Annotated in this window: 16 protein-coding genes; 5 read left to right on the top strand and 11 right to left on the bottom strand. The window is 47.3% G+C overall.

Annotation, left to right across the window (positions count from 1 at the left end; all coding sequences use genetic code 11):
* Positions 1-24 precede the first annotated feature (24 nt).
* From VT06_RS01550 to VT06_RS01535, 4 genes are read right to left on the bottom strand one after another with little or no spacing between them, the layout of a single operon-like run.
* On the bottom strand, positions 25-1,239 hold the full coding sequence (locus VT06_RS01550) for an ATP-binding protein (protein ID WP_046552515.1): 1,215 nt from the start codon (positions 1,237-1,239) through the stop codon (positions 25-27).
* Positions 1,240-1,241: 2 nt separating this feature from the next.
* Positions 1,242-1,931, bottom strand: a complete 690-nt coding sequence (locus VT06_RS01545; RefSeq protein ID WP_046552732.1) for a response regulator — start codon at positions 1,929-1,931, stop codon at positions 1,242-1,244.
* Positions 1,931-2,317, bottom strand: coding sequence for a DUF3019 domain-containing protein (locus tag VT06_RS01540; protein ID WP_046552514.1), 387 nt, complete (start codon positions 2,315-2,317; stop codon positions 1,931-1,933). The genes VT06_RS01545 and VT06_RS01540 overlap by 1 nt, the downstream gene beginning before the upstream one ends.
* Positions 2,317-3,144, bottom strand: a complete 828-nt coding sequence (locus VT06_RS01535; protein ID WP_235357323.1) for a MipA/OmpV family protein — start codon at positions 3,142-3,144, stop codon at positions 2,317-2,319. Before VT06_RS01535 ends, VT06_RS01540 begins: the two co-directional genes overlap by 1 nt.
* Before the next feature lie 284 nt (positions 3,145-3,428).
* Between VT06_RS01535 and VT06_RS01530 the strand changes: the two genes are divergently transcribed.
* A complete protein-coding gene (locus tag VT06_RS01530) occupies positions 3,429-4,454 on the top strand; it encodes a LacI family DNA-binding transcriptional regulator (RefSeq protein ID WP_046552513.1) in 1,026 nt (341 codons plus the stop codon).
* Here VT06_RS01530 and dauA read toward each other — a convergent pair.
* Entirely contained in the window at positions 4,422-6,173 is a 1,752-nt protein-coding gene (gene dauA / locus VT06_RS01525; protein WP_046552512.1) for a C4-dicarboxylic acid transporter DauA, read from the bottom strand. The two genes, VT06_RS01530 and dauA, sit on opposite strands and share 33 nt — an antisense overlap.
* A 107-nt stretch (positions 6,174-6,280) precedes the next feature.
* Positions 6,281-8,014: an alpha-amylase family glycosyl hydrolase gene (locus VT06_RS01520; RefSeq protein WP_046552511.1), complete on the bottom strand. Its 1,734-nt coding sequence runs from the start codon at positions 8,012-8,014 to the stop codon at positions 6,281-6,283.
* Positions 8,015-8,223: 209 nt separating this feature from the next.
* On the opposite strand from VT06_RS01520, the gene VT06_RS01515 reads away from it, so the two are divergent.
* A complete protein-coding gene (locus VT06_RS01515; protein ID WP_046552510.1) occupies positions 8,224-9,690 on the top strand; it encodes an MFS transporter in 1,467 nt (488 codons plus the stop codon).
* 58 nt (positions 9,691-9,748) lie between these two features.
* Here the strand turns inward: VT06_RS01515 and VT06_RS01510 are convergent, their stop codons facing one another.
* On the bottom strand, positions 9,749-10,072 hold the full coding sequence (locus VT06_RS01510) for a hypothetical protein (protein ID WP_046552509.1): 324 nt from the start codon (positions 10,070-10,072) through the stop codon (positions 9,749-9,751).
* A gap of 33 nt (positions 10,073-10,105) precedes the next feature.
* A complete protein-coding gene (locus tag VT06_RS01505; protein ID WP_046552508.1) occupies positions 10,106-11,332 on the bottom strand; it encodes a threonine/serine exporter ThrE family protein in 1,227 nt (408 codons plus the stop codon).
* 282 nt (positions 11,333-11,614) lie between these two features.
* Between VT06_RS01505 and ilvD the strand changes: the two genes are divergently transcribed.
* Positions 11,615-13,291, top strand: a complete 1,677-nt coding sequence (gene ilvD, locus VT06_RS01500; RefSeq protein WP_046552507.1) for a dihydroxy-acid dehydratase — start codon at positions 11,615-11,617, stop codon at positions 13,289-13,291.
* 205 nt (positions 13,292-13,496) lie between these two features.
* Here ilvD and VT06_RS01495 read toward each other — a convergent pair whose 3' ends face one another.
* The 3 genes from VT06_RS01495 to VT06_RS01485 form a co-directional block, all read right to left on the bottom strand.
* Positions 13,497-13,874, bottom strand: a complete 378-nt coding sequence (locus VT06_RS01495; protein ID WP_046552506.1) for a CPBP family intramembrane glutamic endopeptidase — start codon at positions 13,872-13,874, stop codon at positions 13,497-13,499.
* A 1,023-nt stretch (positions 13,875-14,897) separates the two neighbouring features.
* A complete protein-coding gene (locus VT06_RS01490; RefSeq protein ID WP_046552505.1) occupies positions 14,898-15,581 on the bottom strand; it encodes a hypothetical protein in 684 nt (227 codons plus the stop codon).
* A complete protein-coding gene (locus VT06_RS01485) occupies positions 15,578-16,216 on the bottom strand; it encodes a hypothetical protein (RefSeq protein WP_046552504.1) in 639 nt (212 codons plus the stop codon). Before VT06_RS01485 ends, VT06_RS01490 begins: the two co-directional genes overlap by 4 nt.
* 569 nt (positions 16,217-16,785) lie before the next feature.
* On the opposite strand from VT06_RS01485, the gene VT06_RS01480 reads away from it, so the two are divergent.
* Together VT06_RS01480 and VT06_RS01475 are read left to right on the top strand one after the other, a co-directional pair.
* Complete coding sequence (locus tag VT06_RS01480; RefSeq protein ID WP_046552503.1) at positions 16,786-17,160, top strand: hypothetical protein; 375 nt, start codon at positions 16,786-16,788, stop codon at positions 17,158-17,160.
* Entirely contained in the window at positions 17,160-17,402 is a 243-nt protein-coding gene (locus tag VT06_RS01475) for a hypothetical protein (RefSeq protein WP_046552502.1), read from the top strand. The genes VT06_RS01480 and VT06_RS01475 overlap by 1 nt, the downstream gene beginning before the upstream one ends.
* Positions 17,403-17,623 lie beyond the last annotated feature (221 nt).

Raw genomic sequence — 17,623 nt, 5'->3', positions numbered from 1 at the left:
GTTGTTAACCAAGCAAAAATTAGGTTAATCCTTAGGCAGCAGAAGTTGTAAACTGGCCCCGCCAAGCGCACTGTCGCTGATAATCAGTTTGCCCTGATGCCACTGCACAATACGCTGCACTATTGCCAGTCCTAAGCCAAAGCCGCCCTCGTCCCTATTACGGCTTTGCTCAAGCCGATGAAAGGGTTTTAACACTTTAGCCCGGTGTTCAACGGCAATGCCGGGGCCGTCATCATTAACGCTAAGCCGCCAACAGCCCTGCTGCAAGTTTAGCTCAACAGTAATTTGGCTTTTGGCATAACGTTTAGCATTAATCAGTAAGTTTTGTAACGCCCGCTCCAGATAATGCGCATCGCAATACAATAACGCGCTAGCCGGTAACTGCAGGTGAATTGGGGCTCCGGGCAGCGGTGCCAGTTTTTCCGATACATTATGGATCAGTTCAGTTAAGTCAACCTGCTGCTTTTTCAGATCGAGCTGATGACTTTGCAATTTAGCATAGTCGAGCATTTCATCTACCAGCTGCTGTAGCTCACACACATCTTGTAACATAAGCTGCTTATCTTGCTCAGGCAATGGCGTCGCCATTTCCAGCGCAAATTTCAGCCGGGCAATCGGTGTGCGTAGTTCATGCGACACCGCATGAGTCATTTCCCGCTGCAACTCCAGCAATGAAATAATTTGCTGGCTCATTTGCTGAAAACTGTCAGCAATAGGCGCAATAAACGATCTGGCTGGTAATTGCAGCGCGGCCGGCTGGCCTTTGCCAAAACGGGCTAACCCTTGCTGCAAAAAGCGAATATCTCGGGCCACAGGCCACAACCATAGCGCCACAGCCACGGCCAGTAAACTGAAGAATAAAATACTAAACCAGTCAAAACCCGCTCGTTCATGTAGCACTAACGGGCCAACCTGCCACAGTTGGTCATCGCGCAGTGCATAAAAAAACACGCTGTTATCCTGAAACAAAGGAAGCAGGTGGCCTTGTTGTAACAACAACCATTCGGCTGGTTGCCAGCTAACACTGTCACTAGCCACTAATTGATAGGGCAAACCAAGGTGACTGGGCCACTGCGCCTCAGGCAAACGCATTACCAATGCCATTTGTTCAGCCAGCGTCTCAATTAATGCCGGTGGCTGATCACCCTGAGCATATTGCCACAATTGATCCACCGTCCAGCCTAAGCCAAACAACACCAGCAACAAAAACAGATAAAAATGCAGAAAAAGACGATGCATAACTACCAGGCATCAGCGACAAATAAATACCCTTTACCCCAAACCGTTTTTATCCGGAAAGGCACCTCAGCATTGTCACCCAGCTTCCGGCGTAAATGCGATACCCGTACATCAACAGTGCGGTCAAGGCCATCATATTCCCGGCCAATAATTTGCTGGTGAATGGCTTCACGTTTTACGGTTTGGCCAGCATAGCGTGCCAGCATCCACAACAAATCGAACTCGTAGCTGGTTAGCTCTATCATCTTATTGTCGAACCAGGCTTCACGGGACCGTTGTTTTAACAACAAACGACCAAAGGCCAATTCCTGCTGCTCAGACTTACTACTGGCCTGAGTACGGCGCAATAATGCGTTAATCCGCGCTAACAACACTCGCGGTTCTACCGGCTTTATTACATAATCGTCGGCACCTAATTCCAGCCCCAGCACCTGATCGATATCACTTTGTTTGGCGGTCAGCATCAGCACCGGGCCCTTGAACCAAGGACGGATTTGCCGGCAAACACCAAAACCATCCAGACCAGGCAGCATTAAATCCAGCACAATTAAATCGGGTTGAAACTGTTTACATTGCTCCGCCACCGCGTCGCCACGACTTTGTTGCTGCACAGTAAAACCATGTTGTACCAGAAAGGTTTGTACCAACCCCGCCAGTCTGGCATCGTCTTCCACTAACAGGATCTTGGCCATTAAAAAATACTCCATGCGCCGGAAATTCGACGACGTTTTGTTGGTTGCCGGCTTAATACCTGCAATTCAGCACTTAACAGTACTTGCTGCTGCTGACGTAAACTTAACCACCCCAGCCGCCAATTAACCTGCTGCTGCCACTGACCGCTGGTAGCGTCTTGCCAGCAGCGGGCCGGCTGCTCTGCCAGATATAAACAGACTGATTGCGGCGTATCGCTAAACCACATCACTCGAAGCGACGCGTCGCAACCCTCATCCAGTGTGTCGGTAACACATACCGTCGGGCTGACCTGCCAACAAAACGGTTCGGCACAAGGGGCGGTATCTGCCTGGCCAACCAGCGATACACCACATAGCAAGGCCGCGCAACCGCGCCATATCCACATTAGAAAAACCGGTAACTCACGCCACCAAACCAGGTTGTGACGTTGTCTGAGCGCACTAAGGGGCTGTCAGTCATGGCACTGTCCAGCTGTAAATAGCGAAGAAATACCAAAAGACTCAGCCGTTCTGTTAATGGTTTGTTCCAGTTTAACCGAAGTTCTGTCTGCCAGCTATCCCGTCCTTGATATTGCTGATGTAGCGGCACTTCCAGCGCCGTTAAACCATAATAGGTATTAATTAACTGCGCACTTTTCCAATGCAAATGTGCCGACAACTGCCATTTGCCGTAGACAGTATGCCAGCCACGTCGCGCCCCAACGCTGGCATACTGGCCATGGTGTTGCTGGCTAATATCGGTCCAGTAAGCGAGTTGCCACAACAGGCCATAGTGGCTGCTGTCCAGTTGTAAACCCAGATCAAAAGCGGTGGGCCGGTCTTTCACCTGGCTCAGTGCCACTTGAGCAGGCGCCTGGCGATCAGTGGTTAAACTGACCTGTGGCGTAGTGAGGGCGTTGCTTTCAAATTGCAGCAAGTTGCCGCTAAACCATTGTTGAAAATAGCCTTTTTCCTGATTGAACTGGCCAATAATGCTCAGTTGGGTATCGCTAGTTAAAACAATGCTGCTTCCAACACGGCCATTATCGAAAAACCAATGTTTACTGTAATAATAAATTTCCGGTAGTACTACCAACTCAAGACGATTACCGCCATTTAATGGATTACTGCGCTGGCCATAACCTAACGCACCGCTTATATACCACTTTTGCTCAACAATGCAGTCGTCTTCCTGGCAGTGGGGGGTATTGGCCCACAACAACGGACTAAGCATCAACATACTTATTAATAAAAAGTTTTTTATAAAATTTTTAGGCACTACAGCATACTCAATAACCACGACTTGTTAGTTTAGCAAGCCGTTAGCCCGCGCAGAAACCAAAATAACATTGTTTCACAAATTATCCCGATCTTTAGTCGTTAGCTGGCAGTAAAGCCTCTAATACCAAAATTGAATCTACTGACAATTCCATCTATGATAAGCTGACTATAACCATGCGCTGGTCAGATTGCTGCAGATTACTGTAGGGCTGTACCGCTGTAAGAGCAGAGCACAACATGAAAGACAAAGCGACATCGTTTGATATTGCCTATATGGCAGGAGTATCGCAGTCCACGGTGTCGCGGGCCTTGCGCAACAGTCCGCAAGTTAATAAAGAAACCCGCGAACGAGTGCACGCCATTGCCAAACAATTAAATTATAAAGTAGATAAAAATGCCAGTAACCTGCGCAAGCAACGCAGCAGTACCCTGGCGTTGTTGCTATTTGAAGATCCAACCTCAGATGAATCTCTTATTAATCCGTTTTTCTTATCAATGCTTGGCAGTATTACCCGCGCTTGCGCCAAACGTGGTCAGGATTTATTAGTGTCATTTCAACAACTCAGTGACGACTGGCACGCCGATTACGAAGACAGCAACAAAGCCGATGGGATTATTTTGCTCGGCTACGGCGACTATAAAGATTACGAAGAAAAGTTGGCTAAGTTGCTGGCGCAGGAAACCCACTTTGTTTGTTGGGGGGCAGAAGTACTAGGCCATCCGCAATTTACCATTCGCAGCAATAACCGCGAAGGTGGCCGACTGGCCGGCGAGCACCTGTTAGCTAATGGCTATAAAAACTTTGCTTTTGTTGGTAATGCTTCAGAACATAGCCCTGAATTTTTTGAACGTTATCAGGGCTTTATTGAGGCACTGCATGCCGCAGGTGTGCAATCAGCGGCGATTAGCCAGCGCGATGCTATTTCAACCGAAAAAGCCGGTGATCAGGCAATACGGCATATTGTGCAGCAAGGTAAGCCGATTGATGCGGTATTTTGCGCCAGTGACATTATTGCCATCGGCGTTATGCGGGCGCTGCACCAGCTAGGCCATAACATCCCTGGCAATATTGCCGTAATGGGGTTTGATGATATTCCGGTGGCGTCTTTTGCCACCCCGGCGCTTAGTACCATTCAGCAAGATACTTCACTGGCTGGCGAGTTACTGGTGGATAACCTGCTCCGGCTCATTAACAATGAAGCGATTAAAACCACGCATATTCAACCGAAATTAATTATTCGCCAGTCCTGTGGCACTCTCTGAGTTTGCAGCCAATGCCTCCAACGCTGCTTTTAAACTAGGATAAAAACGTAGCACCCCCGGCAGGGGTTTAACCCCCGCCCGAGCCAGGCTGCGCAGTGGTTGGAACTGCAAATCGGCTATTATTAGCTCAGTGTGGTTTTTGGCACTTTTGCCAATCAGTTTATCCAGCGCCGCTAAACCGCCGGCATCCAGCACCGTTACGCCATCCATATACAGCACGATGCCGCGGCACTGCACAGTTAGGACAGCAATTTCTGCAAAAATCCGATCGGCGGCGGCAAAAAACAGCGGGCCATTAATTTTCAGTACTTTCCAGCCGGCCGGCAGAGGTTTATCAACCAGTTTTTTATGGCCACTAATATCTGTAACCTTGGTCATCTCCGCTATTTCTTTCACAAACAATACCGCTGCCAGCAAAATACCGACGGTTATTGCAATCACCATATCCAGCAGCACCGTCAGCGAAAAACAACTCAAAAAAACCAAAATATCGCTGCGCGGGGCGGTTTTTAATAAATGTAACGCCTTCGCCGCCTCGCTCATATTCCAGGCCACCATAACTAACAATGCGGCCAGCGCGGCCATAGGTAAGTAAGACAATAATGAGGCGAATAGTACTAATCCCAATAATAACACCAAGCTGTGTACCATGGCCGAAATAGGGCTAACGGCGCCAGCTTTGAAGTTTGCAGCCGAGCGGGCCAGTGCCGCAGTGGCGGTAATGCCACCAAAAAACGGCGTAATAATATTGCCAATGCCCTGCCCCAGCAGTTCACTGTTGGCACTATGCCGCCGGCCTGACATACCATCAAGCACTACCGCGCACAGCAAAGACTCAATCGCACCCAGCATCGCCATTGCAAAAGCTGCCGCCAGTAAATCTTTAACCAGCTGCCAGCTAAACCCCAGTAACTCACCAGCCGGGCCGGGCCGTAACCAGGGCCAATCAAAATAAGGTAAATAGGGTGGAATACCACTACCACTGCTACCATCAAGGTTAGTGTAACTAAAGCGTGAGCCAATAGTGTCCAGCTCAAAGCCAAACTGACTTAACCCCAATGCCAGCAATGTACCGATAACTAATGCGGGCAAATGTGCCGGTATGGCCGTTTTCAGGTAGGGCCACCACAGCATTACACTAAACGTAACCGAAGCCACCAACACGCTGGGCCAGCCTAGTTGCGGTAAGCTGGTGGTAAGCACTGCAATTTTTTCAACATAATGCTCAGGCAAGCTTGCAACGGGTAGGCCAAAGAAATCTTTAACTTGTAAGGTGGCAATAACCACCGCGATACCGCCGGTAAAACCTAAAGTAACCGACTCGGGTATATACTCTATTAAGCGGCCAAGGCGCATAACAGCCATGATCATCAGGATCACCCCAGACAACACGGTGGCCATGAGCAGCCCGCTTACTCCATATTTTAGTGCTACCGGATATAAAATAACCACAAACGCGGCCGTGGGGCCAGAAATGCTGTAACGGGCACCGCCCGTTAGCGCAATAACAAAACCGGCAATAATGGCGGTGTATAAGCCATATTGTGGCGCCACACCGGAAGCAATGGCCAATGCCATCGCCAATGGAATAGCAATAATACCCACGGTAATACCGGCCAGCAGGTCTTTGCTAAACTTAGTGCGGTTATAGCCTTCAGCCAAACTTTCGCGCAGCGCATGCCCAAGACGCAGTGAAAACAAATAGTGACGATGCGACATGTTCACTCCGCCAGTGCAGAACAGTTATAGCTAGCATAGCAAATACCGCACTGATGGGGTATGCGCTATTAGTATGCAACAATGGCGGCGTGTTGTAATGCAAGTGCTTACAGAGTGCTTTGCAGTACCAACAGGCCAAAACCAGCTATGCTGTTGCCCTCGACAGCAAATGCCCAGCGTGGCGTTAAACCATCACGCCCGATAGCACTGATATCTTGAGCGGTGTCGGTTAAGTTAAGGACAAACACACTGACGCTACCCTGAAGCTCACGGGTTATTTGTACTACGCCGTTATCCCATTGCTTTACCTGATAACTGCCGTTGCTGCCAAGCTCAGGCCGCTGTTTTTTCTGGGCGATAAGAAATTGATATAGCGACCAGATTGAATCTGCTTGAGCTTGCTGCGCCGCGACGCTTCGATCAGCGGCTTGTAGCTGTTTTGCCAGAAAATCTGGCCACCAGTTGGTGAAGTTATCGCCAAATAAAGCCAGTTGCTCTACCCAGCTGTTATCAGCTTCGGTGAAACCAGCTTGCTTGCTGTTATCCCACAGCATGGGGGCGCGTTTAAATACGTCATGCCCGCTACGGTCTTGAGTTAAACCAATTTCTTCCCCGTAATAAATATAAGGGGTTCCGGGCGAGCTAAACAACATCGCGGCCGCTAATTTTGCTTTGGCATCACTTTGCTTTAGCTGAAATGCAATGCGCTCTTGGTCGTGGTTAGTTAAAAACGGCGCAAAAAAGCTCAATGGCGCCACAGAATCAACACGCTGCTGCACGTTTTCGCTAAGTACAGAAGCATCAGCAACTTGCTGTTGGTTGGATTGCATAGTGCCAAACTGGGCGTCGCCGGCGGTATCCTGTTGCAATAAGCCTAAAATTTTATACCCTACTTCAAAGTCAAACCCCTGATCCAGCCCTTTGCCGGCGCCATAATAACGCGCCGCCACCGGGATATCGACCCAGGCCTCGCCCACTAAATAAGCCTCTGGGTTAACGCTTTTGACAAACTGATTAAAGCTTTGCCAGTAAGCGATGGTCTCTGCGGTATCGGCCTGCGCATCTGGGCCCCCCTCCATCGCGAAGCGCACCGCATCTAAACGGAAACCGGCAACACCTTTATCCAGCCAGAATTTGGCCATCTTTTCCATTTCTGCCACTACATCGGGGTGTTCCAGGTTAACATCAGGCTGGCTGGCACCAAAGGCCGCGTAATAGTATTGCTGGCGGGTCTCATTCCAGTGCCACACAGCTTCAGGATTATCGTTGTCACTCCAGGCATGGCCCCAGCCACTGCCGGCCGGTGGCATATTATCACGCCAGATAAAATAATCTTTGTAGGGTGCCTCGCTGGCGACAGAACGCTGGAACCACTCGTGCTCGCTGGAAATATGGTTTATTACCAAATCTAATATCACCTTCATGCCTTTGGCATCGGCGGCGTTAATAAAAGCTTCAAATTCGGCCATGCTACCGTAATCTGTTTCTACCTGATAAAACTCGGTAAAATCATAACCATGATAAGACGGTGCCTCAAACATCGGCGTTAACCATAGCGCATTAACGCCTAAATCGGCCAGATAGGGCAGCTTGGCGGTCATGCCGTTAAAGTCACCATGGCCGTCGCCATTAGTATCATAAAAACTACGCGGCCAAATTTGATAAAATACCGCATCATGCCACCAGGCTGCAGTTTGCGCGTCAGGTTGTTGTGCTTCGGCTGGCGTAATCGATGCTGCTGCGCTGTCACTATTTTTGCTAATGCTGTTATCTGGCGCTGTCGGCTGACAACCGCTGAGCAATATTGCCAAAACTAATGTGCTTAAGGTAAAGGCGTTCATTGCATCCCCGTTTCTAATTAATCGTTATCTGCTGCACCATAGCGTAGCAAAACACCGCTGCTATGCTGGCATATAGCTGGTAATAACGCCAAAACAGTGCAACAACAAGATGAATACGTATGCACAGTTTTGCGCCAAATAGCGGCTATCGTGTAGTTTATGCCGACACATACTGCAATAATGATAATAACAAACTCCGGGGACGTGTAATGAAACAACCTAAGCTTTCTTTCTGGCAGATCTGGAACCTCAGTTTCGGCTTTCTTGGCGTGCAAATTGGCTTTGCCCTGCAAAACGGTAACGTTAGTCGCATCCTGACAGACTTAGGCGCCGATCTGTCGTCCCTGTCATTATTTTGGTTAGCAGCCCCTGTTATGGGTTTACTGGTACAACCTATTGTTGGCGCGGCCTCTGACCGCACCTGGAATAAAATGGGCCGCCGCTTACCCTTTATGCTGGGTGGTGCGGTCGTCGCCGCCGCAGCGATGATGTTGCTACCCAACGCCTCTATGGTAGTGGCCTTTATTCCACCAATGTTGTTTGGATTAGTAATCTTCGCCATTAAAGACGCCGCTTTTAATGTCACCTTTCAGCCGTTTCGGTCTTTGGTATCTGACATGGTACCCGCCGAGCAGCGTAATCTGGGCTATTCAGTACAAACCTTGTTGATCAATATAGGTGCGGTGTTTGGCTCAATTTTGCCGTTTGTGCTGACCAACGTGGTGGGGCTGGATAACGCCTCGCGTGCTGGTGAAGTAGCGCCCTCAGTCGTGTGGGCCTTTTATATTGGTGCTACCGTGATGCTGGGCAGTGTGTTATGGACCGTTTTTCGAACTAAAGAATACCCGCCAGAGCAATACTACGCTTACAAAGGGCTGGATTCAAAAGCACAGGCATTGGCGGAACAGGTTCGCCAATCACGTTCATTCGGCGAAAAGCTAAGCGATTTCTGGCACACCATGTTAAGTATGCCGCGTATTATGAAACAGCTGGCTCTGGTGCAGTTTTTCTCCTGGTTTGCACTGTTTATTATGTGGACGTATTTCCCGGCAGCTATTGCCCAGCACACCTGGGGCGTGGGCGCGCAGTGGTACGACGGCGCTTATATTGCGCAAATGGGCGGCGTACCGGCTAACATTGCCGCCGCTAAAGGCGCTGCCGGTGACTGGGTGGGTATTTTATATGCGGGTTACTCATTGGTTGCCGTATTTTTCTCGTTGGTAATGGCAAAGCTAGCTAACTTGTTTGGCCGCAAGTTTGTTTATTCCTTCTCGTTGCTGGCCGGTGGTTTGGGTTACTTAAGCTTTGTACTGTTTACCGATCCAACTATGACCCATGTAAACCTGTTAATTACCCAGGTTGAAATTCCAAAAGGGGCGCTTGGCCTGATGATCCCGATGATTGGTATTGGTATTGCCTGGGCGGCGATTCTGGCTATGCCATATGCCATATTAGCCGGCGCCTTGCCTGCCGATAAAACCGGGGTATATATGGGGATTTTTAACTTCACCATTGCAGCGCCGCAAATTGTGGCGGGTCTGATTGCCGGTTGGATCTTAGGCTCAGTGTTTGAAAACCAGGCCGTGTATATCGTTATGTTAGCTGGCGGCGCCATGGTGCTGGGTGCATTGTCGGTATGGCTGGTAAAAGAGCAGGACATTGCTGCCGCAGAGTAAAGTGGCTTAATACAACAAAGGCGCTACTAAGCGCCTTTGTTGTCAGAAAATTACCGCGTTAACTGCCAAAGTGTGTTTCCAACAAGCTAACAACGGTAGCTTCAGTTAATGTCGCCATGTTATGTTCGGCGCTGGCATAGATATCACCGGCCTTATTACCCATCGCAATACTGACCATACCGGGCGCATCGTCATGCAGTAAAAACACCATTTTTTTATCCAGCGCAACCCAATCTAGCGTTACCGCATCGGCTGGCAACCCTTGCTGGCGCAAGGTGTTATCCATAATCCCCATCAGGGTATCGGCTTGTTGGTGTTTGGCATAAAAGGCATCATTAGCCTTAGCAACCAGTTCGGACAGACTTTTTAATGCCGCTTTCATGATTATAATGTTCCATGATATGAACGTAGCAGACTACAAGCTTTTCTTCGGTGGTAGCGCAACATTAGCAAAAATAAGCCCACCAACCAGCGCCATTAAGATCAGAAAGGTTTGCTGGCCAACCCGGTCAGACACCACAAAATCCTGGCCGGAAATCAGCGAATTTAAGCCAATATAGGTTTTACTGCCGGGCACCAGTACTATTAAGCCATGCATAGCGACAATAACCGCCGGCGCCTTGGCCAACCGGGTAAACAGGTTACTGTAAATGCCCACAGCAAACGCGCCCAGAAAGGCACCAATGGTATAGTCAAACAGACTGGCACCAGTAATGCTGACACCATAAGCAATAAAACCGGCGGCCAATGACCACAGCGTATATTTACCACGGCTTTTAAACAGCACAATCAGTGAGCTAACCAAAATACCCACTGCCAACCAGGCAAAATGGCGCGAAATAGGCTCAGGTTTAATAAAGTCGACCATACCAAACAGCGTAAAACCAATAGCAATACCCAAAAACGCCCCGAAGTACAGCTTAAACAACATCATCAGCGCATCCATAATGCGGGCATTGCCTGAAACCAGATGGCGGGCTGCCAGCTCGGCAAAACCAATGGTGAGTGCAAGGCCGGGAATAAAGGAAATAATGGCGGATAATACCGTCAGCCGGATATTAATGCCGGGGTCGATATAACGGCTAATGGCACAAGCCGCAATAGCCGCCACCAGCGCCACTAAAGGCTCTAGCATATTGGCGATACGTGGCGAACGGGCGGCCCATAACACAAAACAATACACCAGCAACGACAACAATGATGACCAGATCACGTCATTCCAACTGGTAGCCATTAGCATAGAGAAAGCACCGCCGGAAGCCATCATGGCTACTGCTGTCGCCAGTTTGCTATACGAGCTTGGCCGGGCGTCAATAGCATCAAGCAGTGCGTCGGCTTCATGTATGCTAACCTGCTCCTGCAATACCTGATCAACCAATTCGTCGGTACGCGACAGCGCACCTAAATCCAAATCGCCGGGGTTTACTCGTGAGGCGTGGGTATATTCCTGATCATGACCTTCGGTCCAAATCACAAAAGTCATTGAAGTAGGTGAAATAATAAAAGAGCCCTTTAAACCCAGATGTGAGGTTAGCTCGGTCAGATGTGCTTCCAGCCGATAAGCCGGCGTGCCGTACTTATGTAGCATCTTGCCCAGTTTGACAATAAATTTACGTTTATGATTAAAATCAGCAGTGTACACCAGCGGTTTCCGTCAGGGAGTTATGCTGCCTAGTGTAATGCAAAAATACGCGAATTTCAGCGCTACCGAAGGTTATTTCCCGCCACACAACAGCCTCACCTAGCAGAGCCAAAAAGTGGCTGATCTCTGACCTGTAGGGGCTATAAATTTACCAACGTAGATTGTTTATTTAGCCTCGTAATTCTATAGTGCGTTTATTACGTTAGCGAATTTATGTTAAGTATGTACACTTAACCATACGCTATTAACCGGCATCATAAATATAAGCAATGAGCAAACACTATGAATAACGATAAACCGCGTAAATATTCACACAAAATAGTAGATGGCAACGCTCAGGCACCCAGCCGTTCCATGTTAAGAGCCGTTGGCTTTGATGATGCCGATTTTAAAAAATCACAAGTTGGCATTGCCTCAACCTGGTCTATGGTAACGCCCTGCAACATGCATATTAATAAACTTGCTGAAGCCGTAGGTCAGGGCGTAGATAGCGCCGGTGCAAAAAGTGTTATTTATAATACAATTACCATCTCTGATGGTATTTCGATGGGTACCGAAGGCATGAAGTACTCCTTGGTATCGCGTGAAGTTATTTGTGATTCCATTGAGGCGGTTTCGGCTTGCATGGGACACGACGCCATTATTGCTATAGGCGGTTGCGATAAAAATATGCCGGGCTGTTTAATGGGCCTGGCGCGCCTAAACAGGCCGTCTATTTTTGTGTATGGCGGTACTATTTTACCGGGTGAAAACCACACCGACATAGTTTCAGTATTCGAAGCAGTGGGCCGTTATGCCAGCGGCGATATTCCTATTACCCAGTTAGATCATATTGAAAAAACCGCGATACCCGGCCCGGGCTCTTGCGGCGGAATGTACACGGCAAATACCCTGGCCTCAGCCATTGAAGCCTTAGGCATGAGCCTACCCAATAGCTCGGCCCAAAATGCGGTGTCAGCGCAAAAAATACAAGATTGCATTAACGCCGGGCAAGCCATTGTGCATTTGCTTGAGCATGACATTAAACCCTCCGACATTATGACCAAAAAGGCCTTTGAGAATGCCATTACGCTAATCATTACTCTTGGTGGCTCTACTAATGCCGTACTGCATTTAATTGCTATGGCCGACACCATCGGCGTAAAAGTGACCTTAGATGATTTTGTGCGCATTGGTGACAAAACCCCGGTTATTGCCGACTTGCGGCCAAGTGGCCAATATTTGATGTCGGAGTTAATTGCCATTGGTGGCATACAACCGCTAATGAAGCGACTGCTTAACGCCGGCATGCTGCATGGCGACTGCATGACCGTAACCGGTAAAACCATGGCCGAAAACTTAGCCAACGTCGTCGATTATCCGGCAGGCCAGAGCATTATTTTACCTTTGGATAAACCGATCAAAAAAGACAGTCACCTGGTTATCTTACATGGCAATTTAGCCCCTGAAGGCGCGGTGTCTAAAATTACAGGTAAAGAGGGCCTAAGCTTTACCGGCACGGCTAAAGTGTTTGACTCAGAAGAGCAAGGCTACGCCGCAATTATCGAAGGCCAAGTAGTCGCCGGTGACGTGGTGGTTATTCGCTACGAAGGCCCCAGGGGCGGCCCAGGCATGCGTGAAATGCTAAGCCCTACGTCGGCTATTATGGGTAAAGGCTTAGGCAACGATGTGGCGCTTATCACCGACGGCCGGTTTTCGGGCGGCAGCAGAGGTTTTGTGGTAGGTCATATTACGCCAGAGGCGCATGAAGGTGGCCCCATTGGCTTGGTAGAAAATGGCGATAGCATTACCATCGACGCGCAAACTCGCGAAATGACCTTGCATGTCAGTGCTGAAGAAATGGCCAAACGAAGAAGCAACTGGCAAATGCCCGCCCCTAAATATACCCGTGGTTTGTTAGCCAAGTATGCTAAAACCGTCAGTTCTGCCTCTACCGGAGCGGTAACGGATAAAATTTAAGTAATAAGGCCCTTAAGGGCAGGGCGAAATCGCGATCGTTTTATGAGCACATTCAATAAAATTTGACGACCCTATCAGTCTATGATCTTATGCTCCCTTTTGGGAGCCAATCCATAAGCCTTGCCGCTTTTACTCAGTACTATTAATTTTGCGTTACCGTTAACTTATAAAAAAACCCGCCTTTTGGCGGGTTTTGTTTTAGTGATTAGTTGCTTTGGGCAACATGGGCTTTTGCTTCTTGTGTATCTGGTGTGTTGAGTTTTGCTTCAGTTTGATGATTGCCTTTGTAACAATACAACAGCGTTAGGGCAACAACGCCGACTAAAACAGAAAATATGCTGGCTTCAGGGCCAAATTCTCCGCCAGTTAACCACAGCGGAGTATCGTTAAAAACTGGGCTTAACAAGCCATTTGCTTGATGGCCGCTTACATTAAAACCTAAAATATTACCTTGAAACCAATTCCAACCAATGTGTAGCCCTATAGGCAAGGCTAGGCTCTGAGTTTTTATATACGCCAGCCCAAATAGTAAAGAGGCTATAAACAAATCTAAAGAAGAAATGATTTGGGTCAGGCCTTGCATCCCAGGGCAAGAGCGTTAGTGCTCACTTTTCATCCAAGCTTAAACCGGCCAGTAAAACCTGCTCAAGATAATTTTCATTTATATGTGCTTTGTGCTGTTTGCGTGGCACGCTCATCGGGAAAAACAGGCCACCCACATTTTTGAAATAGCTGCGAAATCGTTGGGTGTCCGCAATTCGTGCACTAATAGACCACTGCGCAGGTCTATTTATGGCCGTCTTGGATTATCCCTTTTAAACTGGCAAGTCGTAGATTGGCTGAAGCCTCCTTTTTCAGAGAGGAAAGCGGATATCAATTGTTTCGTACTGTGTCATAAAAAGCAGTTTTTCATGCTCAAATCTGAAACCTGATTTTGCTAGAAAAGTTTGAGTGTTAAATCACAGACACGTGCAATCATCGATAGGACGTTGAGATGGTACACATATCAGGCTCTGGACATTGCCCCAGAGCAGATCGCACCAGAATCCATCGGTAGCGCAAACAACCTAGCTATCATCACTTAGATCGAATTCAAAATACTCTGGTTCAAAACACCGGTGAGGCCGTAATGAACGCGTCAACAAATGGCGGTTAGGAGACGATTTGAGCTCGTCTGTAAATGGCACAAAGACATTCGCAGCGGTATGCACGGGCGTGAGCCAATTAAGAGAACCTGTTCGCACATAGCCCATTCTCACATCGCCGGCACAATACCCCCAAACCCGGTGCGTATCGATAAACGCCACGGTGATACTGGTACATCCCCCGTGCAGCTGATCATTGAGCTGTGCAACAAAGCATTGCAGCATGTTCAATAGCGAGTCTGGCTCTATCGACAAATCAGAGCGTGATATCGCATCATCCATTGAGGCCTTAAACGTCGTTAATAGGATATCTTTTGGCAAAGGCCGTGACGTTGAGATATCAAACATTGCCAGCAACAGGAGATCTTTAAAACGAAAGATCACCGTCGCGTCGTCATAATGCTGTTTAGCCGTTCCCGGTAACGCGATAAAGCCTTCAGTCCGAGCTGTGCCTGTGGCATTCAGAGACAGGCCTCGATGCGCTCAAAAATGAGTGATTCCCGTTGCCCATTATTCCCTGTGGCACTTTGTATGGCATACTCAAAATTAGCATCATCAAGCAGCGCTTGAAGCTGAACACGAATAAATGCTCTAAGTTCCCCGTCAACGGCGTTGATCTCTACAACGATTTCCTCACGCCCATCAAAGATATTAATTAAGTCTTCAATATCATGACTTGACAACGCATCACCGTTTCCCCGTCCCAAATACGCTTCAAGCTTGGTGGCCACAAAATAAACCGGCTCGACGAGTTTGATGGTTAGCGCTTCAGTCAGCGCAAAATCACGAGCGGTCGTCATCGCATCACGATACCAACGATTACTAAACCCCAGAATGTCGGCATTGTCTGGCATAAAGTCAACTTTAAGCTGTCCTAACATCATCGTGCAAATGACTTCCTCGTCCATTGACTCACGAAAGCCAAGTTGTCTTAAACGCTCAGCAAGTTGAGTCCAGTCAAAATAACTGCCGACATGGACAATTAAGTCAACATCATCGGTATACCTTACCTGCTCTTTGGTGAAATCATCGGTTAAAAACAGTCCGGTGGTACACCCACCGATAAACACGACTTGTGGCAGCAATTCATTCAGAGCCGAGGCCACTTGGATTAACATATCTTTTTGAAAATTGATTTTGCTCATGAGTGAACTCGTAATAATTTACGCATCAGATCGATAGCAATGCCGCGCTCTCGGGAATGCCCTATCCGAACAGCGTCTGTCAGCGCCAACAGCGCGTAACTTAAGTCATCTGTTCGGATAGCAGCAAAGATATTTTCGTGCAGAGGCTGAACTGCAACCCCTTTGATTTGTCCCTTGAAATAGGGCCATATGGGAGCAAGCTCACCGGATGTCATTAACTTACCTTGTAGAACAGGCGCAGCAATTGACGTGGAGATCCCACGCGTCACTTCTCCTTCCTTTGCTGGGAATACGTATTGAATGCCATACGCAATGAATTCTAATAGCGCCCGAGTGTTGGCTTTTGGTAAGCCTGTTTTACGGTCTGCTTTTGCTAGGCCTACGTCAAACATTCGTTTCAGACTTAAGCTAACTTGAGATTTACTAATCCCTGTTTCCTGCTCTAAGGCTCTTACAGAAAATAGGCTTTCAGTAAAGGCAGCCGATGGCGCATCCTTATGAATAAGATCCTCTCCCAGCCAATCGATTGCTGAAGAATGCGGGACAAGTAACTCTGCGTCGTACCTATTAGGATTGATCCAGCGCTGTGTGAGCGACTCTATTTTAAAGAGTACGACGATATCTTGACTTTTCATTTTTACCTCCCGACTATCGTCCCGCGTCCTAGGACACGGGACGATAGTCGGTCGTATCAGTTAAAAAGTCAAGAGCCGCGATTACCTTTTCAGTAAACAGATTCTCAGGCTGTATTATTCAATGAGTCACCGTTTAACATTAATTGAAGCGCGTGAAAAAGACAGGCACAACTGACCACGTATGCCAATAATAATCCGTATAAGTTTATTGATCCTAATGGTGAGGAAGCTAAAAGTATCTTTATCCAAGACAAAACTTATGAGAATTATGGACACATTTCTGCTGTGCCTGTCCTATTTTCTCTGGTACTAAAATAAATTAACATGTATAAATATATAGCAGTTAGTGAATTTATTGTTAGCAAGCAAATCGCAAGTTTAAACCACGCTTTCCCCAGACTGTTCCTATACACCTTACAAAACCCAGTTGATTTACCGATGGTTATTAGTTAATGTATTTTTTTTACAAAAGATAGAATGAAATTTACACTGTATGAAGGTGTGGATATTCCAAACTAACAAGCTGTTATAGCTATAAATCAACGATTCGTACTTAATAAGGATATTTTATGAAACAAGAAGACTTGTATTTTGCACCAGAGGATCTATTTAGGTTGGGTAACTCATCAGGACCTCGATTAACAAATGTTAGAAGACCAAAAGATGTAAATACAACAGAAATAAATGGTATATGTGTTGTGATTGCTAATGGGAAAGGTATTTCATTATCAACTAAGAGTCGTCTGGATAAGACCCCTATGTCAGGTTGGGTTTGGAAAATTGGTAAAGGGATACAAATGCCAGCCGGTTTAAAACTAATAAACGATCGACCGGGGCATTATGCAGTATGTCCCACTTCTAATATGGCATTAGATGAATTTATCGGTTTGCTATCTAAATTAGCCTTGAAATGTCAAAAAGTATTTAACAAAGAGGTAATGTAATGACTATTATTCGTGAGATTAATGTAAATCTTAATGATTGGGAGACTAGGTATATCCTAGAATCACTATATAAAGAAATGGCACATTTAAAAGCTATAAACGCTTCATCAGAAGATGAGGACGAGGCTGCAGATGCAGGAAATGATTTTATTGAGGTGTCTGGTCTGTATGAACAAATGTCATCTAAGGCAGTAGAAATTTTTGGACAACAAATACTAGATTTTAGCAGAGGCGAAATATAGCTATAACAAGTTGATCAACCGACACGTACAGTTTGCTCGCGCTTCGCGCATTTTAGCAAAGTGTACTTAGCCGCTTAGCAAAGCGTTATTTCTCATCACAATTTCCGCCAAAGGAGTAAGCTGGAATGCTTTCAGATCAGGAAAAGAAAGAGCTAAAGCAACAAATAAAGTCAAATCAACATGAAGTGTTTGTTGTGTCGATTGAAGAAATGGAAGCTATT

It is taken from the genome of Arsukibacterium sp. MJ3 (assembly GCF_000987765.1).
Classification (GTDB): domain Bacteria; phylum Pseudomonadota; class Gammaproteobacteria; order Enterobacterales; family Alteromonadaceae; genus Alishewanella.
Note: the sequence above shows the minus strand (reverse complement) of the source record. Positions and strands in the feature narration are given on the sequence as shown.

Excerpts from the sequence above, each read along its gene's own strand:
- VT06_RS01530 (WP_046552513.1), top strand. The coding sequence starts at position 3,429 with ATGAAAGACAAAGCGACATCGTTTGATATTGCCTATATGGCAGGAGTA.
- VT06_RS01535 (WP_235357323.1), bottom strand. The coding sequence starts at position 3,144 with ATGCTTAGTCCGTTGTTGTGGGCCAATACCCCCCACTGCCAGGAAGAC.
- ilvD (WP_046552507.1), top strand. The coding sequence starts at position 11,615 with ATGAATAACGATAAACCGCGTAAATATTCACACAAAATAGTAGATGGC.
- VT06_RS01485 (WP_046552504.1), bottom strand. The coding sequence starts at position 16,216 with ATGAAAAGTCAAGATATCGTCGTACTCTTTAAAATAGAGTCGCTCACA.
- VT06_RS01495 (WP_046552506.1), bottom strand. The coding sequence starts at position 13,874 with ATGCAAGGCCTGACCCAAATCATTTCTTCTTTAGATTTGTTTATAGCC.
- VT06_RS01515 (WP_046552510.1), top strand. The coding sequence starts at position 8,224 with ATGAAACAACCTAAGCTTTCTTTCTGGCAGATCTGGAACCTCAGTTTC.
- VT06_RS01540 (WP_046552514.1), bottom strand. The coding sequence starts at position 2,317 with ATGTGGATATGGCGCGGTTGCGCGGCCTTGCTATGTGGTGTATCGCTG.
- dauA (WP_046552512.1), bottom strand. The coding sequence starts at position 6,173 with ATGTCGCATCGTCACTATTTGTTTTCACTGCGTCTTGGGCATGCGCTG.
- VT06_RS01510 (WP_046552509.1), bottom strand. The coding sequence starts at position 10,072 with ATGAAAGCGGCATTAAAAAGTCTGTCCGAACTGGTTGCTAAGGCTAAT.
- VT06_RS01550 (WP_046552515.1), bottom strand. The coding sequence starts at position 1,239 with ATGCATCGTCTTTTTCTGCATTTTTATCTGTTTTTGTTGCTGGTGTTG.
- VT06_RS01475 (WP_046552502.1), top strand. The coding sequence starts at position 17,160 with ATGACTATTATTCGTGAGATTAATGTAAATCTTAATGATTGGGAGACT.
- VT06_RS01545 (WP_046552732.1), bottom strand. The coding sequence starts at position 1,931 with ATGGCCAAGATCCTGTTAGTGGAAGACGATGCCAGACTGGCGGGGTTG.
- VT06_RS01520 (WP_046552511.1), bottom strand. The coding sequence starts at position 8,014 with ATGAACGCCTTTACCTTAAGCACATTAGTTTTGGCAATATTGCTCAGC.
- VT06_RS01480 (WP_046552503.1), top strand. The coding sequence starts at position 16,786 with ATGAAACAAGAAGACTTGTATTTTGCACCAGAGGATCTATTTAGGTTG.
- VT06_RS01490 (WP_046552505.1), bottom strand. The coding sequence starts at position 15,581 with ATGAGCAAAATCAATTTTCAAAAAGATATGTTAATCCAAGTGGCCTCG.